Below are 15,522 nucleotides of genomic sequence, written 5' to 3' on the forward strand. Positions count from 1 at the left end.
GGTCCGCCGGCCGTTCAGGAGGCGGGACGGTACGCACTACTTGTAGGTAACCTACGGTGCCGTAACCTAATGGCGTGACCACCTCCGCACCGCTTCGGCTCAAGCCGGTCGACATCGGTAAACCCCGGATGCGCGGCTGGCTGCACACCTACGCGTTCTTCGTCGCGCTTGTCTGCGGCATCGTGCTCTGCTCCATCGCGGCCGCCCGTCCCGGCTGGGCACCCCTGGTGAGCTGCCTGATCTACAGCCTGACGGTGTGCGGCCTCTTCGGCACCAGCGCCCTCTACCACCGGCGAGTGTGGTCCGAGCGCGGCTACCAGATCATGCGCCGGATGGACCACTCGATGATCTTCGTTTTCATCGCCGGCACGTACACCCCGTTCTGCGCGCTGTTGCTCGACCGACGTCCGGCCGAGATCATGCTCGCCCTGGTGTGGGGCGGAGCGCTGTTCGGGGTGGCGCTCAAGATGATCTGGCCGCACGCCCCGCGCTGGGTCTCCGCGCCGCTCTACCTCGCGCTCGGTTGGGTCGCGGTGGTGATGCTGCCGCAGATTCTGCACGCCGGCGGGATCACCGCCCTGGTGCTGCTGATCGTCGGCGGCGCCATCTACAGCGTCGGCGCGGTCTTCTACGCGCTGCGCCGGCCGAACCCGTGGCCGACCGTCTTCGGCCACCACGAGTTCTTCCACGCCTGCACCCTGGTCGCGGCGATCTGCCACCACATCGCGATCTACTTCGCCCTGTTCGCCTGAGCGCGGTGGTCCGGCCGCCGGCGGATCCGACACCAGCACACCGAGCCGCTCCGGGCGGCCCTGGAAACGTGCGAGGGCCCCGCACCGGCGCGGCGCGGAGCCCTCGGCGGTCTCGGAATGGCTCAGGCCGGGTAGCCCGGGCGGCGCACCTCGCGGTACTCCTCCCGCACGACCCGGTCGTCCTGCACCGGCACGACGGGCTCGGCGACAACCCGCTCGCGCACCGGCCGGGCGACCACCGTACGGCGGCGGTTGTTCCAGAAGTAGAGCGTGATGAGCAGCCCGACGACACCGGCGAGCATGAGCACCCAGCCCACGACGTTCAGGTTGAGCCATCCCAGGTTGGCGTCGATGGCGAACGCGAAGATCGCGCCCAGCGCGATGAGGAAGATGCTGGCACCGATGCCCATGACGTCGCCTCCTTGGCGTTCTGCTGGCGTTTCCTACCGCCGCGGCCATGGCTGAGGTAGCGGCACCCATCGACTTACCCAGGCGGTCCGATCGCGAATCAGGCAAGCTGAGCGCATGACGGAGGGCAGGAACCAGGAGCGCACGTTGGTGCTGCTCCGGCACGCCAAGGCCGAACAGTCCCAGGACGTCCCGGACGCGGAACGCCCGCTGACCGCGCGGGGGCACGCCGACGCCGCGGCGGCCGGAGCCTGGCTGGCCCGGCACGCCCTTCTCCCCGACGTGGTGATCTGCTCCACGGCCCGGCGTACCCGCCAGACCTGGCACGGGGTGGCGCTGGGCATGACGGGCTCCCCGCCGGAGGGCGGACCGGCGGGCCCGGCGCCGGCGGTGCGCTACGCGGCGACCGCGTACGAGGGGCAGCCGGAGGATCTGCTGACCCTGGTCCGGGCGGTCCCGCCGGAGATCGGCACGGTCCTGCTGATCGCCCACAACCCGGGCATCTCGCTGCTCTCGGCACTACTCGACCCGGAGCGGGCGGATCCGGACGGGCTGCGTACCACCGATCTGGTGGCGCACCGCCCGACCACCAGCTGGACGAACCTGGGACCGGGCGGCGCACCCATCACCGCCCGGCACACCGCCCGCGGCTGACGCACGGCGAAGGGCCCCTTCTTCACGCCTCGGATGAAGAAGGGGCCCTCTCAGCACTGGTTCCGTACGCCTGAGATCAGGACGGCGGCGCCGTGGGCGGCGGCGGATCGGGTGGCGGGGGCATCATCGCGGTCGGGTGGGAGAGCCGGTTCTCCTCCACGATCAGCGTGCGGGCCCGCTTGCGCCGGTCCTGCCAGAACCAAAGCGTGGTGAGCAGGACGGCCAGCCCGGCCAGGATCAGCACCCAACCGACCGCACGCAGGTCGATCCACCAGACGTTGGCCCGGATGGCGAAGGTCAGGATCGCACCGACGGCGATGAGAAAGATTCCGCTTCCAATGCCCATGTGCGCTGCACTCCCCCGTGCGATGGCTCTTGGGCGTGTCCTGTCGTGGTCCGCGATGGTTACCCGTCAGGCGGCCGGCCTACCGGGCGGGCGGCGAAACAAACGGCGGCGGCCGGCGAGCTGTCCGCTCACCGGCCGCCGCCGTCGAACCGGTCGGATCACCCCACGGGGGATCAGAACGCCTCCTCCGGGAGGTCCATGATCTCCAGGTCGGCGCCCTCGATGATCCGCCGGTCGGCGCCGATGCGGGGCAGCACCTCGCGGGCGAAGAACCGGGCGGCGGCCACCTTGCCGGTGTAGAACGCCTTGTCGGCGGCGGAGACCTCGTCACCCAGCGCCTTCAAGGCCACGTCGGCCTGCTTCTGCAGCAGCCAGCCGACCACCAGGTCGCCGATCGCCAGCAGGAACCGGCGGCTGCTCAGGCCGACCTTGTAGAGGGCCCGCGCGTCGCCGCCCTGGGCCTCGCCCAGCCAGCCGGTCAGCACGCCGAGGATGTGCTGGATCTCGGCGAGCGCCTTGCCGAGCGCCTGCCGCTCCTCCTTGAGCTGGCCGTTGCCGGCCTCGGAGGTGATGAACTCCTGGATCTCACCGGCGACCGCCAGCAGGGCCTTGCCGTTGTCCCGGACGATCTTCCGGAAGATCAGGTCGAGGCTCTGGATCGCCGTGGTGCCCTCGTAGAGGGTGTCGATCTTGGCGTCCCGGACGTACTGCTCCAGTGGGTAGTCCTGGAGGAAGCCCGAGCCACCGAAGGTCTGCAGCGACTCGTGCCCGAGCAGCTCGTACGCCCGCTCCGAGCCGACGCCCTTGACCAGCGGCAGGAGCAGGTCGTTGACCCGCTTGGCCAGCTTGGTGGCCTGCTCGTCGCCGGCCGCCTCGGCGATGGCGACCTTGTCCTGCCAGCCGGCCGTGTAGCAGACCAGCGCCCGCAGACCCTCGGCGTACGACTTCTGCAGCAGCAGCGAGCGGCGCACGTCCGGGTGCTGGGTGATGGTCACCCGCGGGGCGCTCTTGTCGGTCGACCGGGTCAGGTCGGCGCCCTGCACCCGGTTCTTGGCGTACTCCAGCGCGTTCAGGTAGCCGGTGGAGAGGGTGGCGATCGCCTTGGTGCCGACCATCATCCGCGCGTACTCGATGATCATGAACATCTGCCGGATGCCGTCGTGCTTGTCGCCCAGCAGCCAGCCCTTGGCCGGAACGCCGTGCTCGCCGAAGGTCATCTCGCAGGTGTTGGAGACCTTCAGGCCCATCTTGTGCTCGACGTTGGTGGCGAAGACGCCGTTGCGCTCGCCCAGCTCGCCGGTCTCCTCGTCGAAGTGGTACTTCGGCACGACGAAGAGGGAGAGGCCCTTGGTGCCGGGACCGCCGACGCCCTCCACGCCGACTGGGCGGGCCAGCACGTAGTGGACGATGTTGTCGGAGAGGTCGTGCTCACCCGAGGTGATGAAGCGCTTGACGCCCTCGATGTGCCACGAGCCGTCCGGCTGCGGGATGGCCCGGGTGCGGCCAGCCCCCACGTCCGAGCCGGCGTCCGGCTCGGTGAGCACCATGGTCGAGCCCCACTGCTTCTCGATGAAGAGTCTGGCCCACTTCCGCTGCTGCTCGGTGCCCTCGACGTGCAGCACGTGCGCGAAGGACGGGCCGGAGGCGTACATCCAGATCGGGGCGTTGGCGCCGAGCACCAGCTCGGCGAGCGACCACCAGAGCGCGCGCGGGGCGTTGGTGCCGCCGAGGGCCTCGGGGAGGTCCAGGCGCCAGAATTCCGAGTCCATGAACGCCTGGTACGACTTCTTGAACGACTCCGGCAGCGGCGCGGTGTGCGTCGCGGGGTCGAAGACCGGCGGCTTGCGGTCACTGTCCGTGTAGCTGGCGGCCAGGTCCTCGCGGGCCAGGCGGTCGACCTCGGAGAGGAAGCTGCGGGCGGTGTCGACGTCCAGGTCCGTGTAGGGCTCCTGGCCGAACGTCCGGTCCGCCCCGAAGACCTCGAACAGGTTGAACTCGAGGTCCCGAAGGTTGCTCTTGTAGTGGGTCATGCTCGCTGGCCCCGCTTCCGGACAGATATTACCGATCAGTAACTGAGACTCTATTACTCACCGGTAGCCAGCGACAAGCCGATCACCGAAGTGACGGCGATTACACACCCCCGGTTCAGCCTGCGGCCACTCGCGCAGCAGTGCGGCCGCGACCAGCACGAGCAGCCCGTCGGCCAACAAGGATGCGCTCGCTGGACCGTCAGCTCTCCGCCGCGCCGACCTCCCAGCTCGGCACGGGCGCCTTCGCGCCGCTGGCCGGGCCGGCGTATTCCATCAAGACCAGCGCGATGTCGTCGTCGAGCCGGCCGTGCACCCACTCGACCAGGGCGGTCTCCAGCGAGGCCAGGCCGTCGGCCACCGTGCCGTGGCCGAGCAGCCGCCACGCCCGGTCGGCGGTCGGGAAGAACTCGCCGTCCCGGCGGGCCTCGCCCAGCCCGTCGGTGAAGAGCAGCAGCCGGTCGCCCGGTTCGAGCCGTTCCACCCGGGGTCGGACCACCGGCATGAAGCCGAGCGGGGGCGCGGGCGCGGGGGGTTCGAGCGGGATCACCGCGCCTCCGCGCAGCAGCAGCGGTGGCGGGTGTCCGCAGTTGACGATGGTGAGCGTGCCGCCCCGCTCCTCGACCAGCGCGGCGGTGACGAAGTCCTCGTCGCCCACGTTGCGGGCCACCGCCCGATCCAGATCGGTCACCACGGCGCGCAGGTCCGCCCGCTCGTACGCCACGTGCCGGTAGGAGCCGAGGACGATGCTGGCCAGCCGGACCGCGTCCAGCCCCTTGCCACGGACGTCGCCGATGATCATGCGGACGCCGTACGGGGTGTCCATCACCTCGTACAGATCGCCACCGATCACCGCGGTGGCCGTGGAGGAGATATACCGGGCGGCGACCGCGAGGGTGCCCACCTGTGGACCGAGCGGCCGGAGCACCGCCTGCTGGGCGACCGAGGCGAGCCGGGACAGTTCGGCGATCCGCTCCGACTGGCGCTGGCGGGCCGCCGCCACGGCGGTGGCGATCGCGGTGGCCAGCGCGATGCCCGCGACGTTGACCGCGGTGACCAGGGACATGGCCGGATCGGCGAGGGCGAAGGACCCACCGATCGCCGTGCCGAGGATGCCCGCCCCGAGCACCACCCGCCAGGAGGCCAGCGCGGCGGCGAGGAACGGGGCGGCGGCCATCAGCGCGAGGAAGTGCGCAGTCCGGCCGTCCGCCAGTTCCACGGCGGAGACGATTGCGAGCAGCCCGAGGGCCGCGCCGAGGCCGGCGCGGGATCCGGGGCTCAGCGGGCGGGGGCCCGACTGGAAGGGTTGCGTGCGTACATCGGACAGCATGCCTGATGGAGGTGAACGGGTGAATGAACCTGACCCGTCGTCCGACGGTATTCTGCCCGGCCGGACCGCTCCGGCGGCACGATCGCCGTCGGTCACCCGGTCAGCCGAGGATTTCGTACCGGACGGACACCTCACCGAGGTCGGTCGAGGCGATGGCCGCGAAGGCGGCGCGGGACAGGTCCAGGCACCGGCCGGCGATGAACGGGCCGCGGTCGTTGATCCGGACGACCACGGACTTGCCGTTGGCCGGGTTGGTCACCCGCACCTTGGTGTCGAACGGCAGGGTCTTGTGCGCGGCGGTCATGGCGTTCGGGTTGAACGTCTCGCCGTTCGCGGTCATCTGGCCCTCGTCGTAGAAGGACGCTCCGCAGGAGCCGCTGTCGACCACCTTCGGCGCGGGGGTGGTCTTCTTCGCGGTGGGCTTCGGGCTCGCGGTCCGGGTCAGGCTCCGGGAGGCCGCCTTGGTACGGGTCGCCTTCGGGCTGGGGGTGGCCTTCGGCGACGGGCTGAGGCTCAGCGATACGGAGGCACTCGGCGAGGCGGACGCGCTCGGGGACGACGTCGTGGGGACGACGGCGCTGGGCAGGGCCTCGGCGACGGCGGGCCCGGCCGCGGGCTCGCCCGAGGTGAGCCGCACCGCGCCGACGGTGCCGCCGACGGCGAGCAGCACGCCGACGGCCGCGGTGGCGGCGATGCCGGCGGGTGAGGAGAGCTTGCGGGTACGGAGATGCCTACCAGCCACCGCGCGGTCCTTTCGTCAGCGGAGCAAACCGGCTCGGACCGTAACGAGAGAAGTACTTCCGAAGTCAACGTGATCATGGTGCTATGCCCGCATTTACCCCGATACGTCTATCCGCTCGTGTGAACATTCCTCATCCGAACGGAGGAAGGGCCGCTGGCCGGGGCCGGTGCCGCATCGTCTGGCGTCGGTGCCCGAGGATGAGAGGCGTGCTGAGCCATCGCCTCGTCGAGCTGTTCCGCTGGGTCGACCCCAGTCCGGACAGCAGTCACCTGGTCAGCGACATCTCCGGCTGGTGGCGGGATCCGGTGGTGCTGGCCGGCATCGGACCGGCCCTGGCCGGCCTGTTCCCGGACGCCCGGCCCACCGTCGTGGTCGCCCCCGAGGTGACCGGGCTGCTGCTCGGCCCGCTGGTGGCGGTGGCCGCCGGCGCCGGCTTCCTGCCGGCGTACAAGCAGGACGGCGGGCGGCGGCGGGTCGGCCCGATGCGCTGGGCCGAGACGCCACCGGACTACCGGGGCCGGCGACTGCGGATCGGCGTGAACGCGCGCCGCCTCGGCCCCGGTGACCAGGTGCTGCTCGTCGACGACTGGGTGGCCACCGGCGCCCAGCTCGACGCGCTCCAGCGGGTGGTCCGGGACAGCGGGGCCGAGCCGGTCGGCGCTGCCGCGGTCGTGGCGACCTGCCCGCCGCAGGTGGCCGAGCGGCTCCGGCTGCGTACGCTGCTCAGCCCGGACCAGCTGCGCTGAGCGACAGCGGTCTTGACCTCAAGCACGGTTCAACGTCGAGGATCGCCACATGGACGACGGCATCCTGGACGAGGCGTACCAACGGCTGCACCGCACCGGCCCGGAGTTCGAGGGCTGGCTCTCCAACCACGGCCCGATGGCGGTCGAGGCGATGGTCCGGCACGGGCACGGCGCGCGGGTGCACCGCTGGCTGGACAACTACCTGCGCCAGCTGGACGAGCGGCCCCGCGGACTGCGGCCGATCGACGACTGGCGGACCGCGCTCGGCGACCCGAAGCGGGCCGGCGACTGGCTCGCCCACTTCGACCGAGAGGTGCGTGAACGCCCCTGGCGAGAGGTGCTGGGCACCTGGTGGCCGCGGCTGCTGCCGGGCATCGCGGCGGGCGCCACCCACGGCGTGATCCGGGTCGGGCACGCGGTGCGGGTGCTGCACGCCGACGGGGTGAACCGGGAACGGCTGGCCGAGCTGGGCCAGGCGCTCGGCTACTGGGCCGCACGCTGGCAGCCGGTGCCCGGGGCCGGCCCGCTCACCGGCCGGTCCGGCGTGGTGGCGGCGCTGGCCGGGGTGCCCCGGATCCCCGAGCAGAGCGGCGGCATCCGGGAACGGCTGAGCCGGCTGCCCGACGTACCGGACTGGCCCGGGGCGGTGGCGGCGCTGCGCCCGCCGGACGGCCCGGCGGAGGCCGAGCGGACCCTCACCGAGCTGGTGCACCGGGCGGGCCTGGACTACCTCCGGTTCGGACACGGCAACCCGGTGATGCTGGTGCACGCGGTGACCGCGCCGACCGCGGTGCTGCGTACCCTGCCGGCTCTGGATCCGGCGCTCTGGGCGCCGAGCGTCGCCGCGGCCTGGTCGGCCACGGCCGCCGTGACCTCGGTGTACGCCCCACCGGCGGCGGCCGCCCCACCGGCGGTCACGCCGGTAGGGCCGGCGGAGGTGTTCGCCCGGGCGGCCCGGCACGGCGACGCACACGTGGTGAAGCTGGCCGACGCGGTGCTGGACGCACACGCGGCGACCGGCGACGCCCGGGTCCTCGTGGCGGCCGGCTACGCCGGTCAGCTCATCTGACGAAGCCCTCGACGACGGTGCAGGGCCCGCCCTGTCCCAGGCTGGCGTCGAGGCGTGGGGCGGACGAAATCCCGCGACGGGCCGCCGTGCCGCCAGTAGCCTCGGCAGGATGTGGCCCCGCATCGGTGGACTTCGCACGCTCGCCCTCGGCACGCCCGGCGAGATGCGCGCCAACCTCAACACCCTCGTGCTGGCCGGCGTGAAGACCGCCACCGCCGGCCTGCTGACCAGCGAGTACGCCGACGAGAACGAGGAGCTGGAGCACGTCGGTGAACGGCTGGTCCTGGTCGACGACCACGACGCGCTGGTCGGCCTCGTCGAGGTCACCGGCGTGGAGGTGGTCCGCTTCGCCGACGTGTCCTGGGATTTCGCCCGCTCCGAAGGGGAGGGTGACCGGTCGATCGAGGAGTGGCGGGAGGGGCACCGCCGCTACTGGGCCCGGGAGGGCTTCGCGGTCGACGACCACTCCCAGGTGGTCTGCATCCGGTTCCGGCTGGTGTCCGCCGGGGACGGCGGCATCAGCGCCGGCGACCTGGGCACCTGACCCCCGCGGGGATCAGACCCGGCGCAGCTCGGGCAGCAGGCCGGCCGCCTCCACCAGCACCGCCTCGTCACCGGCGTACCAACTGCTGGCCCGCGGCCAGTGCGTCACCACGTCGGTGAAGCCCAACCGGCCGGCCCGCGCGACCTGCTCGGCGAAGAAGTCCGCGCTGCGGAGCGAGAAGACCGGCGCCGAGTCCAGCGACAGGTAGCGGTCCAGGCTGGCCAGGTCCCGGCCGGCCCGTTCCAGGGCCTCGTCCATCCGGCCGGCGAGGTCCGCGACCGACGACCACCAGCTCTCCAGGTCGTCACCGCCGAGCCCGGTGGTCACCCACCCCTGCCCGAACCGGGCGACCAGGCGCATCGACCGTGGCCCGTTCGCGGCGACCACGAACGGCACCCGGGGCTGCTGGACGCAGCCGGGATTGTTCCGCGCGTCCACGGCGGCGAACCACTCGCCCCGCCAGGTGGTGCCGTCCTCCCGCAGGATCAGGTCCAGCAGCTCGGTGAACTCGGCGAACCGGTCGACCCGCTGCCGGGGCGGCAGGGTCTCCCCGCCGAGCACGGTGGCGTCGAACCCGATGCCGCCCGCGCCGATGCCGAGCAGCAGCCGGCCGCCGGAGACGTCGTCCACGGTGGTCACCTGCCGGGCGAACGCCGCCGGGTGCCGGAAGTTCGGCGAGGCGACCAGGGTGCCCAGGCGGATCCGGGAGGTCACCGTCGCGGCGGCGGTCAGCGTGGTCATCGAGTCGAACCAGGGACCGTCGACCAGATCCCGCCAGCCCAGGTGGTCATACGTCCAGGCGTGGTCGAAGCCCCACTCGTCCGCCTGCCGCCAGCGCCGCTGGGACTCCGACCAGCGCTGGTCCGGCAGGATCACGATGCCAATCCGCATGATCGCCAGGGTACGGCCTGGCCGGCCGGACCGAGCGGACCGGCCGGCCCGGTCCGTACTACGCCGTCACCACGTCGGCGACCACGCAGGCGACGTTGTCCGGCGCGCCCGCCGCGTACGCGAGGTCGACCAGGCGCCCGACGGCGCTCTCCGGGCCGTCCGCCCCGGCGAGCGCGGCGTGCAGCGCCTCCGGGGCGACCACCGCGGAGAGCCCGTCGGAGCAGAGCAGGTACCGGTCACCGGCAATCGCGGTCCGCAGCGCCAGGTCGGCCTCGACCTGCGCACCCGTCCCCAGTGCCCGAACCAGCAGGGCCCGCTGCGGGTGTGCGGCGGCCTCGGCCGGGCTGAGCCGGCCCTGGTCGACCAGCGACTGCACGTACGTGTGGTCCTGGGTCAGCCGGACCAGCTCGCCCCCGCGCAGCAGGTACGCCCGGGTGTCCCCGACGTGCACCAGGGCGAGCTGTGAGCCGCGCCGCAGGATCGCGGTGAGCGTGGTGCCCGGCTGGTGCCCGTCGGTGGCGGAGGCACGTACCGTGCGGTCGGCTGCGGCCACCGCGTCGGCCAGCGTGGCGAGCAGTTCGGCGGCCGGCGCGGCGCAGAGTTCCAGCGGCCGGAGCGCGTCCACGGCGGCGGCGCTGGCGGCGGCCCCGCCCGGGCCGCGCATGCCGTCCGCCACGGCGAGCAGGGCCGGACCGGCGTACGCGGTGTCCTCGTTGGAGTCCCGGACCGCGCCCGTTTCGCAGCGGACGGCGTACCGGAGGGTGGGTTCGGACATGGTGGTGCCCCTCTCGGAGAGCTGGTCGACGAGGAGCGCGACGACGCGTCCGCGGGCTGCGGTGTCGGCGCTGACCCGGCGCCACCAGGCGTCGACCGCCCCGGCCGCCGCGTCGGGTCGCAGGCCGCAGACGGCCCGGATGTCCGCGAGCGGCATCCCGGCCCGGCGCAGCGCGGCGATCAGCCGGGCCCGGTCGAGCTGGGCCGGCGCGTAGTAGCGGTATCCCGAGTGCGGGTCGACGGCGGCGGGCGGCAGCAGCCCCAGTTCGTCGTAGAGCCGCAACGCCTTCGGCGTCAGCCGCGCCGCGCGGGCGAACGCCCCGATGGTCAGCAGCTCCACGGACGCATCCTCCTCGTGCCGGTCCCGGCGACCGGCACGGACCACGCTCGGGCTTGCCGCAAGGGCAAGGTCAAGTAGTGAGTTCGGCCAGCTCGTCGCCGGGCGTCAGCGCCTCGACCAGCGCCCGGATCTCGGCCCGCACAGCGGGCCTGGTGCCAGCCGGGTCCGATACCGTCAGTCGCCGGACGCGGGGTTGGCGTCGACCGCGGCGCGGACGAACTCGCGTACCCGGGCCGTGGTGTTGCTCTCCCGCCACACCGGCCCGCGGCGGATCGGCGGCGCGTCGCGGATCGGCACGTACGCCAGATCCGGCCGGGGATAGTAGCGGCAGGTCTCCGCACCCACCGGCAGCACCCCCCGGCCCATCGCGACCAGGGACAGCATCTCGGAGAACGTGTCGCCCACCGGCCCCTTCGGCACCGGGCGGCCGGACGGGGTGCGCTCCAGGGTGCGGTCCCGTTTGAACTCGGCGGAGGTCACCGCCGGATACTGAATTACCGGATGCTCGGCCAGCACCTCCAGCGACACCGACTCCTCGCCGGCCAGCGGATGGTCCGCGGCCACCGCCAACACCCGCTGCTCGCGGAGCAGCGCCGGGCCGTTCGCCATGCCGTCAAAGGGGTACGACGCGATGAGCACGTCGACCGTGCCGTCCCGCAGGCTCGACCGGGTGGTGGCCAGCGGCGCCTCGTGGACGTGCACCACGCACTCCGGGTGACGCTCGGTGAAGAGGCTGACGGCACGCAGCAGCACCGGCGCAGTCGACTCGCCGACGAAGGCCACCCGCAGCTCGCCGGAGAGGCCACGCCCGGCCTCGACGGCCCGCCGGACGGCGTCCTCCATGCCGGCCACCAGCGGGCGCAGTTCCTCGGCGAGGCGGGCGCCGATCGGGGTGAGCCGGACGACCCGGCTGGTGCGCTCGAAGAGTGGCGCGCCGATCCGACGTTCCAGCTTCCGGATCACGTGACTGATCCGCCCCGTGGTCACCCGCAGCCGCTCGGCGGTACGCCCGAAGTGCAGCTCCTCGGCCAGGGTCAGGAACGTCTCGATCTCGTACCGCTCCAGCACACCCACTCCCATCGTTGAATCCGGGTCAACGATCGTAGTCCGATCGCGGCTTGGTCGGCGGCGCCGTCCGGACGAGGGTAGAGGGCGACCCTTCGAGGAAAGGATCCCGATGGACGCCGTCACCGACTACCTGGCTGGCCTCGACGCCCCGCTGCGCGAGACCGCCGAAAAGCTCCGTACCGTCATCGACGCCGCGCTGCCCGAGGCCAGCGGCGCGATGTGGCACGGCCACCCGGTCTGGGGCCTCGGCGACCGGCCGGGGAAGACGCCGGTCTGCCTGGTCAAGGCGTACCCGTCGTACGTCACCTTCGGGCTGTGGCGGGGGCAGGACGTGGCGGACGCCTCCGGCCGGCTCACGCCGGGCGCGCGGCGAATGGCCTCGGTCAAGCTCCGGACCATTGACGAGATCGACCCGGACCTGTTCGCCGGCTGGCTCCGGCAGGCGTACGCCCTGGAGGAGGCGCAGTGAGCGCGGTGCGGGTGACGGCCTTCGACCACCTGGTCCTCACGGTCGCGGACGTGGAACGCTCGCTCGACTTCTACTGCGGCACCCTCGGCCTGGCGCCGGTACGGGTCGACCGCTGGCGGGCCGGTGAGGTGCCCTTCCCCTCGGCACGCGTCAGCCCCGAGACGATCATCGACCTGGTAAGCGGTGAGCCGACCGGGTCGAACGTCGACCACATCTGCCTGGTGGTGGAACCCGTCGACTGGTCGGCGGTGCTCGACTCCGGCGCGTTCACCGTGCTGACCGGGCCGGTGCCACGCTTCGGCGCCCGGGGCACCGGCACCTCGATCTACGTACGCGACCCCGATGGCAACACCGTCGAGCTGCGCTGCTACCCGCAGTAGCCGTCGTTGCCGGCGGACGGCTGTCCGTTAGCGTGGCGCGATGCCTCAACTCCAGCGACTCGACGTCCACCATGCTCCCGCGCTGCTCCGTTTCGAGCGGGAGAACCGGGCGTACTTCGCGCGGACCGTGCCGGACCGGGGCGACGACTACTTCAGGGAGTTCACCGCCCGGCACGCGGCGCTGCTCGCGGAGCAGGCCACCGGCCGGTGCCAGTTCCATGTCCTAGTCGACGACGACGACACCGTGCTGGGGCGGTTCAACCTGGTGGATGTCGCCGACGGCAGCGCCGAGCTGGGCTACCGGGTGGCCGAACGAGCGACCGGCCGGGGCGTGGCGCAGGACGGCGTCCGCCAGGTCTGCGAGCTGGCCCGCGACGAGTACGGGCTGCGCCGGCTGGTCGCCTCCGCCGCGCTGGCGAACCCGGCGTCGCTCGCGGTGCTCCGGCGTACCGGCTTCGTCCCGGCGGGTGAGGTGCTGCTCAGCGACCAGCCCGGCCTCCGGCACGTCCGCGACCTGACCGCCCCCGTCTGAGGGCCGGAGGCCGCCAGCGGGCCGGGGCCGGGCCGGCGCGGCCTGCCTGCGGGTCGCCTTGGCTGACACGGAGGATGAGCAGCACTTTCAACCACAGGGTTGACGGATGGGCGACTTCCGATCTACCTTTCAACCATTGGGTTGAAACCGAGGGGGGATGACCACGGACGCGCTGTCCCGAGCCTTCGCCGCTCTCGCCGATCCGACCCGGCGCGACATGGTCGCCCGGCTCTCCGAGAGCGACGCGACCGTAAGCCAGTTGGCCGAGCCGTACCGGATGACGCTCCAGGCCGTCTACAAGCACCTGCGGGTGCTGGAGGAAGCCGGGCTCGTCAGCCGACCGCGAGGGCCGCAGCCCCGGCCGGTGCGCCTGGAGGCTCAGGCCCTCGACCTGATGGACACCTGGATCGAGCGCCACCGGAGCCGCGTCGAGCAGCGCTACCGCCGCCTTGACGCCGTCCTCGCCGAGATGAAGAGAGACGAGCATGAACAGGATCACGGAGGCAGTCATCGAAGCCGACCCGCGGCTGCCGGTCATCCGGACGACTCGTGACTTCGCGGCAACGCCCGAGCAACTGTTCCGCGCCCACACCGATCCCGCGCTGTTCGCCCAGTGGGTCGGCCCCAACGCCATGGCCACCCGGATCGAGCACTGGAACGCGTGTACCGGCGGCAGCTGGCGGTACGTCTCGGTACGCGACGGCACCGAATACCGGTTCCACGGCAGCTTCCATGAGGTGCGGCCGGACCGGATCGTGCAGACCTTCACCTTCGAGGGCGATCCCGACGGAGTGGCGCTGGAGACGTTGTGGTTCGAGGACCAGGGCGACGGCCGTACGCGGCTGCGGACGCAGTCGCTGGTCGACAGCTTCGAAGGCCGCGATGCGTGGCTGCGCAGCGGCATGGAGGTCGGTATCAACGAGGGCTACGCGAAGCTGGACAGGATGCTGATCGATGACGCTGTCTGACCGCCCAGCCGAGCGACACCGGCAGGTTGCCGGGCTCTTCACCGACCGGGTCCGCGGTACCCGGTCCTGGGACGTGCCATCCCCGGTCGCCGGCTGGGCCGCCCGCGACGTCGTACGTCACCTGACCGAATGGTGCTCCGGCTTTCTTGCCTCCGGTGCCGGCATCGAACTGCCCCACGGACCGTCGGTGGACGAGAACCCGGTCGCCGCGTGGCAGGTTCACTGCGACGGTGTGCAGGCGGTGCTGGACGATCCGGAGACGGCGCACCGGAAACTCACCAACCCGCACATCGGCCACATGCCGCTGGCGAACGCGATCGACCAGTTCTACACGACTGACGTGTTCATGCACACCTGGGATCTCTCCAGGGCAACCGGCCAGGACGATCGGCTGGACCCCGATTTCTGCGCTCAACTCCTCGGCCAGATGGAGCAGATGGAGGAGGTTCTCCGCTCCTCCGGCCAGTTCGGCACCCGGGTCGACGTACCCGGCGATGCGGATACCCAGACCAGACTGATGGGTTTCATCGGCCGGGACCCGTTCTGGTCTGGGCGGTGAACCGGGCGCCCCTGACCTGACTGAACAACGTCGAAGGCCCTGGCTAAGCGGCCAGGCGTAATGGCCCGCTAATGGCCCGACCCGGCGGGCGGAGGCATCTCCCTAGCTAGGCCCTCGCCGTCCGGGTAACGCAGCTGAGCAGGCTTCCATTGTCGGGAATTTTCCTGATCATCGCCTCGGCGGCGGGATTCCTGACGCCAACGATCGATGATCAACGCGGCGGCTGACAATCACCTTCGATCAGTGGATTCCGGGTTGCGGACGACCGGTCTGTACGTCGCATCCCACGGACTGCATCCTTCCTGGATCGAGTGCGATCTTCATCCGCGCAGGGAGAAGCTACGACGCGGCGTTCGGCGGGGCTACCGTGCACGATGCTCAAATTCTCGTAGTAGCGGTGCAGGGCTTCATTCGTTCGCCAGGCGTCAAGCCTGAACCATCGACAGCCCTTTGATGCAGCGGCCTTGGTCGCCCAATCCAAAAGCGCTCCGCCAATGTTCCGGCCAGCACTGGCGCGGTCTACGATCATTCGATGCACATGTAGCGCAGTGTCGGGCCGATCTTACGGCTGCCAGAATTCCGGATCGGCGTAGTCATCAACCGTAACCGTGCCCACTAGCATGCCGTCATCTTCTGCTACATAGCACGCGCCTTGCTCTATAGAACTCATGAACCTGGGGCGCATCGTGGCATCGCTCGGTAGGAAAACACGGAGCGTTCGGGCTATTGCCGGCACCGTGCCGGTGTCGGCTCGTGTTGACCTCTGCATCGGGCACGCGATCGATGCCCGCCGTCGTCCGGTTGGGCGCGTGAAGTGGTGACGATCATCGTCCTATATTCGCGTCTTGCGGCGACGGGAACCTTGGCCGACCGTGGCTATTGGCGTCCTTCTAGTACGGCAGCCGCCGTTTGAGATCTTGCTG

The 15,522-nt window shown here is 71.5% G+C and carries 20 protein-coding genes; 11 read left to right on the plus strand and 9 right to left on the minus strand.

Annotated elements, in window-relative coordinates; all coding sequences use genetic code 11:
• The first annotated feature begins 74 nt into the window (after nt 1-74).
• Nucleotides 75-752: a PAQR family membrane homeostasis protein TrhA gene (gene trhA / locus A6A27_RS14270; protein ID WP_073835073.1), complete on the plus strand. Its 678-nt coding sequence runs from the start codon at nt 75-77 to the stop codon at nt 750-752.
• A 122-nt stretch (nt 753-874) separates the two neighbouring features.
• On the opposite strand, the gene A6A27_RS14275 is transcribed toward trhA, so the two are convergent.
• A complete protein-coding gene (locus A6A27_RS14275; RefSeq protein ID WP_073835074.1) occupies nt 875-1,162 on the minus strand; it encodes a DUF6458 family protein in 288 nt (95 codons plus the stop codon).
• 115 nt (nt 1,163-1,277) lie between these two features.
• Between A6A27_RS14275 and A6A27_RS14280 the strand changes: the two genes are divergently transcribed.
• Nucleotides 1,278-1,814, plus strand: a complete 537-nt coding sequence (locus A6A27_RS14280; protein ID WP_073835075.1) for a SixA phosphatase family protein — start codon at nt 1,278-1,280, stop codon at nt 1,812-1,814.
• A 76-nt stretch (nt 1,815-1,890) separates the two neighbouring features.
• Here A6A27_RS14280 and A6A27_RS14285 read toward each other — a convergent pair whose 3' ends face one another.
• From A6A27_RS14285 to A6A27_RS14300, 4 genes are all read right to left on the minus strand, one after another.
• Nucleotides 1,891-2,160, minus strand: coding sequence for a DUF6458 family protein (locus A6A27_RS14285; protein ID WP_073835076.1), 270 nt, complete (start codon nt 2,158-2,160; stop codon nt 1,891-1,893).
• A gap of 173 nt (nt 2,161-2,333) precedes the next feature.
• Complete coding sequence (locus tag A6A27_RS14290) at nt 2,334-4,190, minus strand: acyl-CoA dehydrogenase (RefSeq protein WP_073835077.1); 1,857 nt, start codon at nt 4,188-4,190, stop codon at nt 2,334-2,336.
• A 199-nt stretch (nt 4,191-4,389) separates the two neighbouring features.
• Nucleotides 4,390-5,517, minus strand: coding sequence for a PP2C family protein-serine/threonine phosphatase (locus tag A6A27_RS14295; RefSeq protein ID WP_073835078.1), 1,128 nt, complete (start codon nt 5,515-5,517; stop codon nt 4,390-4,392).
• Nucleotides 5,518-5,617: 100 nt separating this feature from the next.
• A complete protein-coding gene (locus tag A6A27_RS14300; RefSeq protein WP_073835079.1) occupies nt 5,618-6,259 on the minus strand; it encodes a septal ring lytic transglycosylase RlpA family protein in 642 nt (213 codons plus the stop codon).
• Nucleotides 6,260-6,456: 197 nt separating this feature from the next.
• On the opposite strand from A6A27_RS14300, the gene A6A27_RS14305 reads away from it, so the two are divergent.
• From A6A27_RS14305 to A6A27_RS14315, 3 genes are all read left to right on the plus strand, one after another.
• On the plus strand, nt 6,457-7,005 hold the full coding sequence (locus A6A27_RS14305) for a phosphoribosyltransferase (protein ID WP_073835080.1): 549 nt from the start codon (nt 6,457-6,459) through the stop codon (nt 7,003-7,005).
• Between the two features lie 49 nt (nt 7,006-7,054).
• Nucleotides 7,055-8,074, plus strand: coding sequence for a questin oxidase family protein (locus tag A6A27_RS14310; protein ID WP_073835081.1), 1,020 nt, complete (start codon nt 7,055-7,057; stop codon nt 8,072-8,074).
• Nucleotides 8,075-8,183: 109 nt separating this feature from the next.
• Nucleotides 8,184-8,618 (plus strand): ASCH domain-containing protein, encoded by a 435-nt coding sequence (locus A6A27_RS14315; protein WP_073835082.1) that lies wholly within the window; start codon nt 8,184-8,186, stop codon nt 8,616-8,618.
• 12 nt (nt 8,619-8,630) lie between these two features.
• On the opposite strand, the gene A6A27_RS14320 is transcribed toward A6A27_RS14315, so the two are convergent.
• The 3 genes from A6A27_RS14320 to A6A27_RS14330 all read right to left on the minus strand — a co-directional run bounded on the left by A6A27_RS14320 (nt 8,631) and on the right by A6A27_RS14330 (nt 11,691).
• Nucleotides 8,631-9,509 carry an LLM class flavin-dependent oxidoreductase gene (locus A6A27_RS14320; RefSeq protein WP_073835083.1) on the minus strand — a complete coding sequence of 293 codons (879 nt, stop codon included), beginning with the start codon at nt 9,507-9,509 and terminating at the stop codon, nt 8,631-8,633.
• A gap of 58 nt (nt 9,510-9,567) precedes the next feature.
• On the minus strand, nt 9,568-10,623 hold the full coding sequence (locus tag A6A27_RS14325; RefSeq protein ID WP_073835084.1) for a MerR family transcriptional regulator: 1,056 nt from the start codon (nt 10,621-10,623) through the stop codon (nt 9,568-9,570).
• A gap of 174 nt (nt 10,624-10,797) precedes the next feature.
• Entirely contained in the window at nt 10,798-11,691 is an 894-nt protein-coding gene (locus A6A27_RS14330; protein ID WP_073835104.1) for a LysR family transcriptional regulator, read from the minus strand.
• Nucleotides 11,692-11,800: 109 nt separating this feature from the next.
• Between A6A27_RS14330 and A6A27_RS14335 the strand changes: the two genes are divergently transcribed.
• From A6A27_RS14335 to A6A27_RS14360, 6 genes are all read left to right on the plus strand, one after another.
• Nucleotides 11,801-12,160: a DUF1801 domain-containing protein gene (locus tag A6A27_RS14335; RefSeq protein WP_073835085.1), complete on the plus strand. Its 360-nt coding sequence runs from the start codon at nt 11,801-11,803 to the stop codon at nt 12,158-12,160.
• Nucleotides 12,157-12,540 carry a VOC family protein gene (locus tag A6A27_RS14340; protein WP_073835086.1) on the plus strand — a complete coding sequence of 128 codons (384 nt, stop codon included), beginning with the start codon at nt 12,157-12,159 and terminating at the stop codon, nt 12,538-12,540. The genes A6A27_RS14335 and A6A27_RS14340 overlap by 4 nt, the downstream gene beginning before the upstream one ends.
• Nucleotides 12,541-12,580: 40 nt before the next feature.
• Nucleotides 12,581-13,072: a GNAT family N-acetyltransferase gene (locus A6A27_RS14345; protein ID WP_073835087.1), complete on the plus strand. Its 492-nt coding sequence runs from the start codon at nt 12,581-12,583 to the stop codon at nt 13,070-13,072.
• Between the two features lie 157 nt (nt 13,073-13,229).
• Complete coding sequence (locus A6A27_RS14350; RefSeq protein ID WP_073835088.1) at nt 13,230-13,625, plus strand: ArsR/SmtB family transcription factor; 396 nt, start codon at nt 13,230-13,232, stop codon at nt 13,623-13,625.
• Nucleotides 13,558-14,040 carry an SRPBCC family protein gene (locus A6A27_RS14355; RefSeq protein ID WP_073835089.1) on the plus strand — a complete coding sequence of 161 codons (483 nt, stop codon included), beginning with the start codon at nt 13,558-13,560 and terminating at the stop codon, nt 14,038-14,040. The genes A6A27_RS14350 and A6A27_RS14355 overlap by 68 nt, the downstream gene beginning before the upstream one ends.
• On the plus strand, nt 14,027-14,599 hold the full coding sequence (locus tag A6A27_RS14360) for a TIGR03086 family metal-binding protein (RefSeq protein ID WP_073835090.1): 573 nt from the start codon (nt 14,027-14,029) through the stop codon (nt 14,597-14,599). The genes A6A27_RS14355 and A6A27_RS14360 overlap by 14 nt, the downstream gene beginning before the upstream one ends.
• Nucleotides 14,600-14,810: 211 nt before the next feature.
• Here A6A27_RS14360 and A6A27_RS47440 read toward each other — a convergent pair whose 3' ends face one another.
• Nucleotides 14,811-15,137 carry a GNAT family N-acetyltransferase gene (locus A6A27_RS47440; RefSeq protein ID WP_443189971.1) on the minus strand — a complete coding sequence of 109 codons (327 nt, stop codon included), beginning with the start codon at nt 15,135-15,137 and terminating at the stop codon, nt 14,811-14,813.
• Nucleotides 15,138-15,522: the final 385 nt, after the last annotated feature.

Origin of the sequence: Micromonospora sp. CB01531, assembly GCF_001905095.1 — a bacterium.
Lineage (GTDB): Bacteria > Actinomycetota > Actinomycetes > Mycobacteriales > Micromonosporaceae > Micromonospora.

What these genes read in the sequence shown, in the direction of transcription:
- A6A27_RS14275 (WP_073835074.1), bottom strand. Translation starts at nt 1,162, where the DNA reads ATGGGCATCGGTGCCAGCATCTTCCTCATCGCGCTGGGCGCGATCTTC.
- A6A27_RS14280 (WP_073835075.1), top strand. Translation starts at nt 1,278, where the DNA reads ATGACGGAGGGCAGGAACCAGGAGCGCACGTTGGTGCTGCTCCGGCAC.
- A6A27_RS14285 (WP_073835076.1), bottom strand. Translation starts at nt 2,160, where the DNA reads ATGGGCATTGGAAGCGGAATCTTTCTCATCGCCGTCGGTGCGATCCTG.
- A6A27_RS14290 (WP_073835077.1), bottom strand. Translation starts at nt 4,190, where the DNA reads ATGACCCACTACAAGAGCAACCTTCGGGACCTCGAGTTCAACCTGTTC.
- A6A27_RS14295 (WP_073835078.1), bottom strand. Translation starts at nt 5,517, where the DNA reads ATGCTGTCCGATGTACGCACGCAACCCTTCCAGTCGGGCCCCCGCCCG.
- A6A27_RS14305 (WP_073835080.1), top strand. Translation starts at nt 6,457, where the DNA reads ATGAGAGGCGTGCTGAGCCATCGCCTCGTCGAGCTGTTCCGCTGGGTC.
- A6A27_RS14310 (WP_073835081.1), top strand. Translation starts at nt 7,055, where the DNA reads ATGGACGACGGCATCCTGGACGAGGCGTACCAACGGCTGCACCGCACC.
- A6A27_RS14315 (WP_073835082.1), top strand. Translation starts at nt 8,184, where the DNA reads ATGTGGCCCCGCATCGGTGGACTTCGCACGCTCGCCCTCGGCACGCCC.
- A6A27_RS14320 (WP_073835083.1), bottom strand. Translation starts at nt 9,509, where the DNA reads ATGCGGATTGGCATCGTGATCCTGCCGGACCAGCGCTGGTCGGAGTCC.
- A6A27_RS14335 (WP_073835085.1), top strand. Translation starts at nt 11,801, where the DNA reads ATGGACGCCGTCACCGACTACCTGGCTGGCCTCGACGCCCCGCTGCGC.
- A6A27_RS14345 (WP_073835087.1), top strand. Translation starts at nt 12,581, where the DNA reads ATGCCTCAACTCCAGCGACTCGACGTCCACCATGCTCCCGCGCTGCTC.
- A6A27_RS14350 (WP_073835088.1), top strand. Translation starts at nt 13,230, where the DNA reads ATGACCACGGACGCGCTGTCCCGAGCCTTCGCCGCTCTCGCCGATCCG.
- A6A27_RS14355 (WP_073835089.1), top strand. Translation starts at nt 13,558, where the DNA reads ATGAACAGGATCACGGAGGCAGTCATCGAAGCCGACCCGCGGCTGCCG.
- A6A27_RS14360 (WP_073835090.1), top strand. Translation starts at nt 14,027, where the DNA reads ATGACGCTGTCTGACCGCCCAGCCGAGCGACACCGGCAGGTTGCCGGG.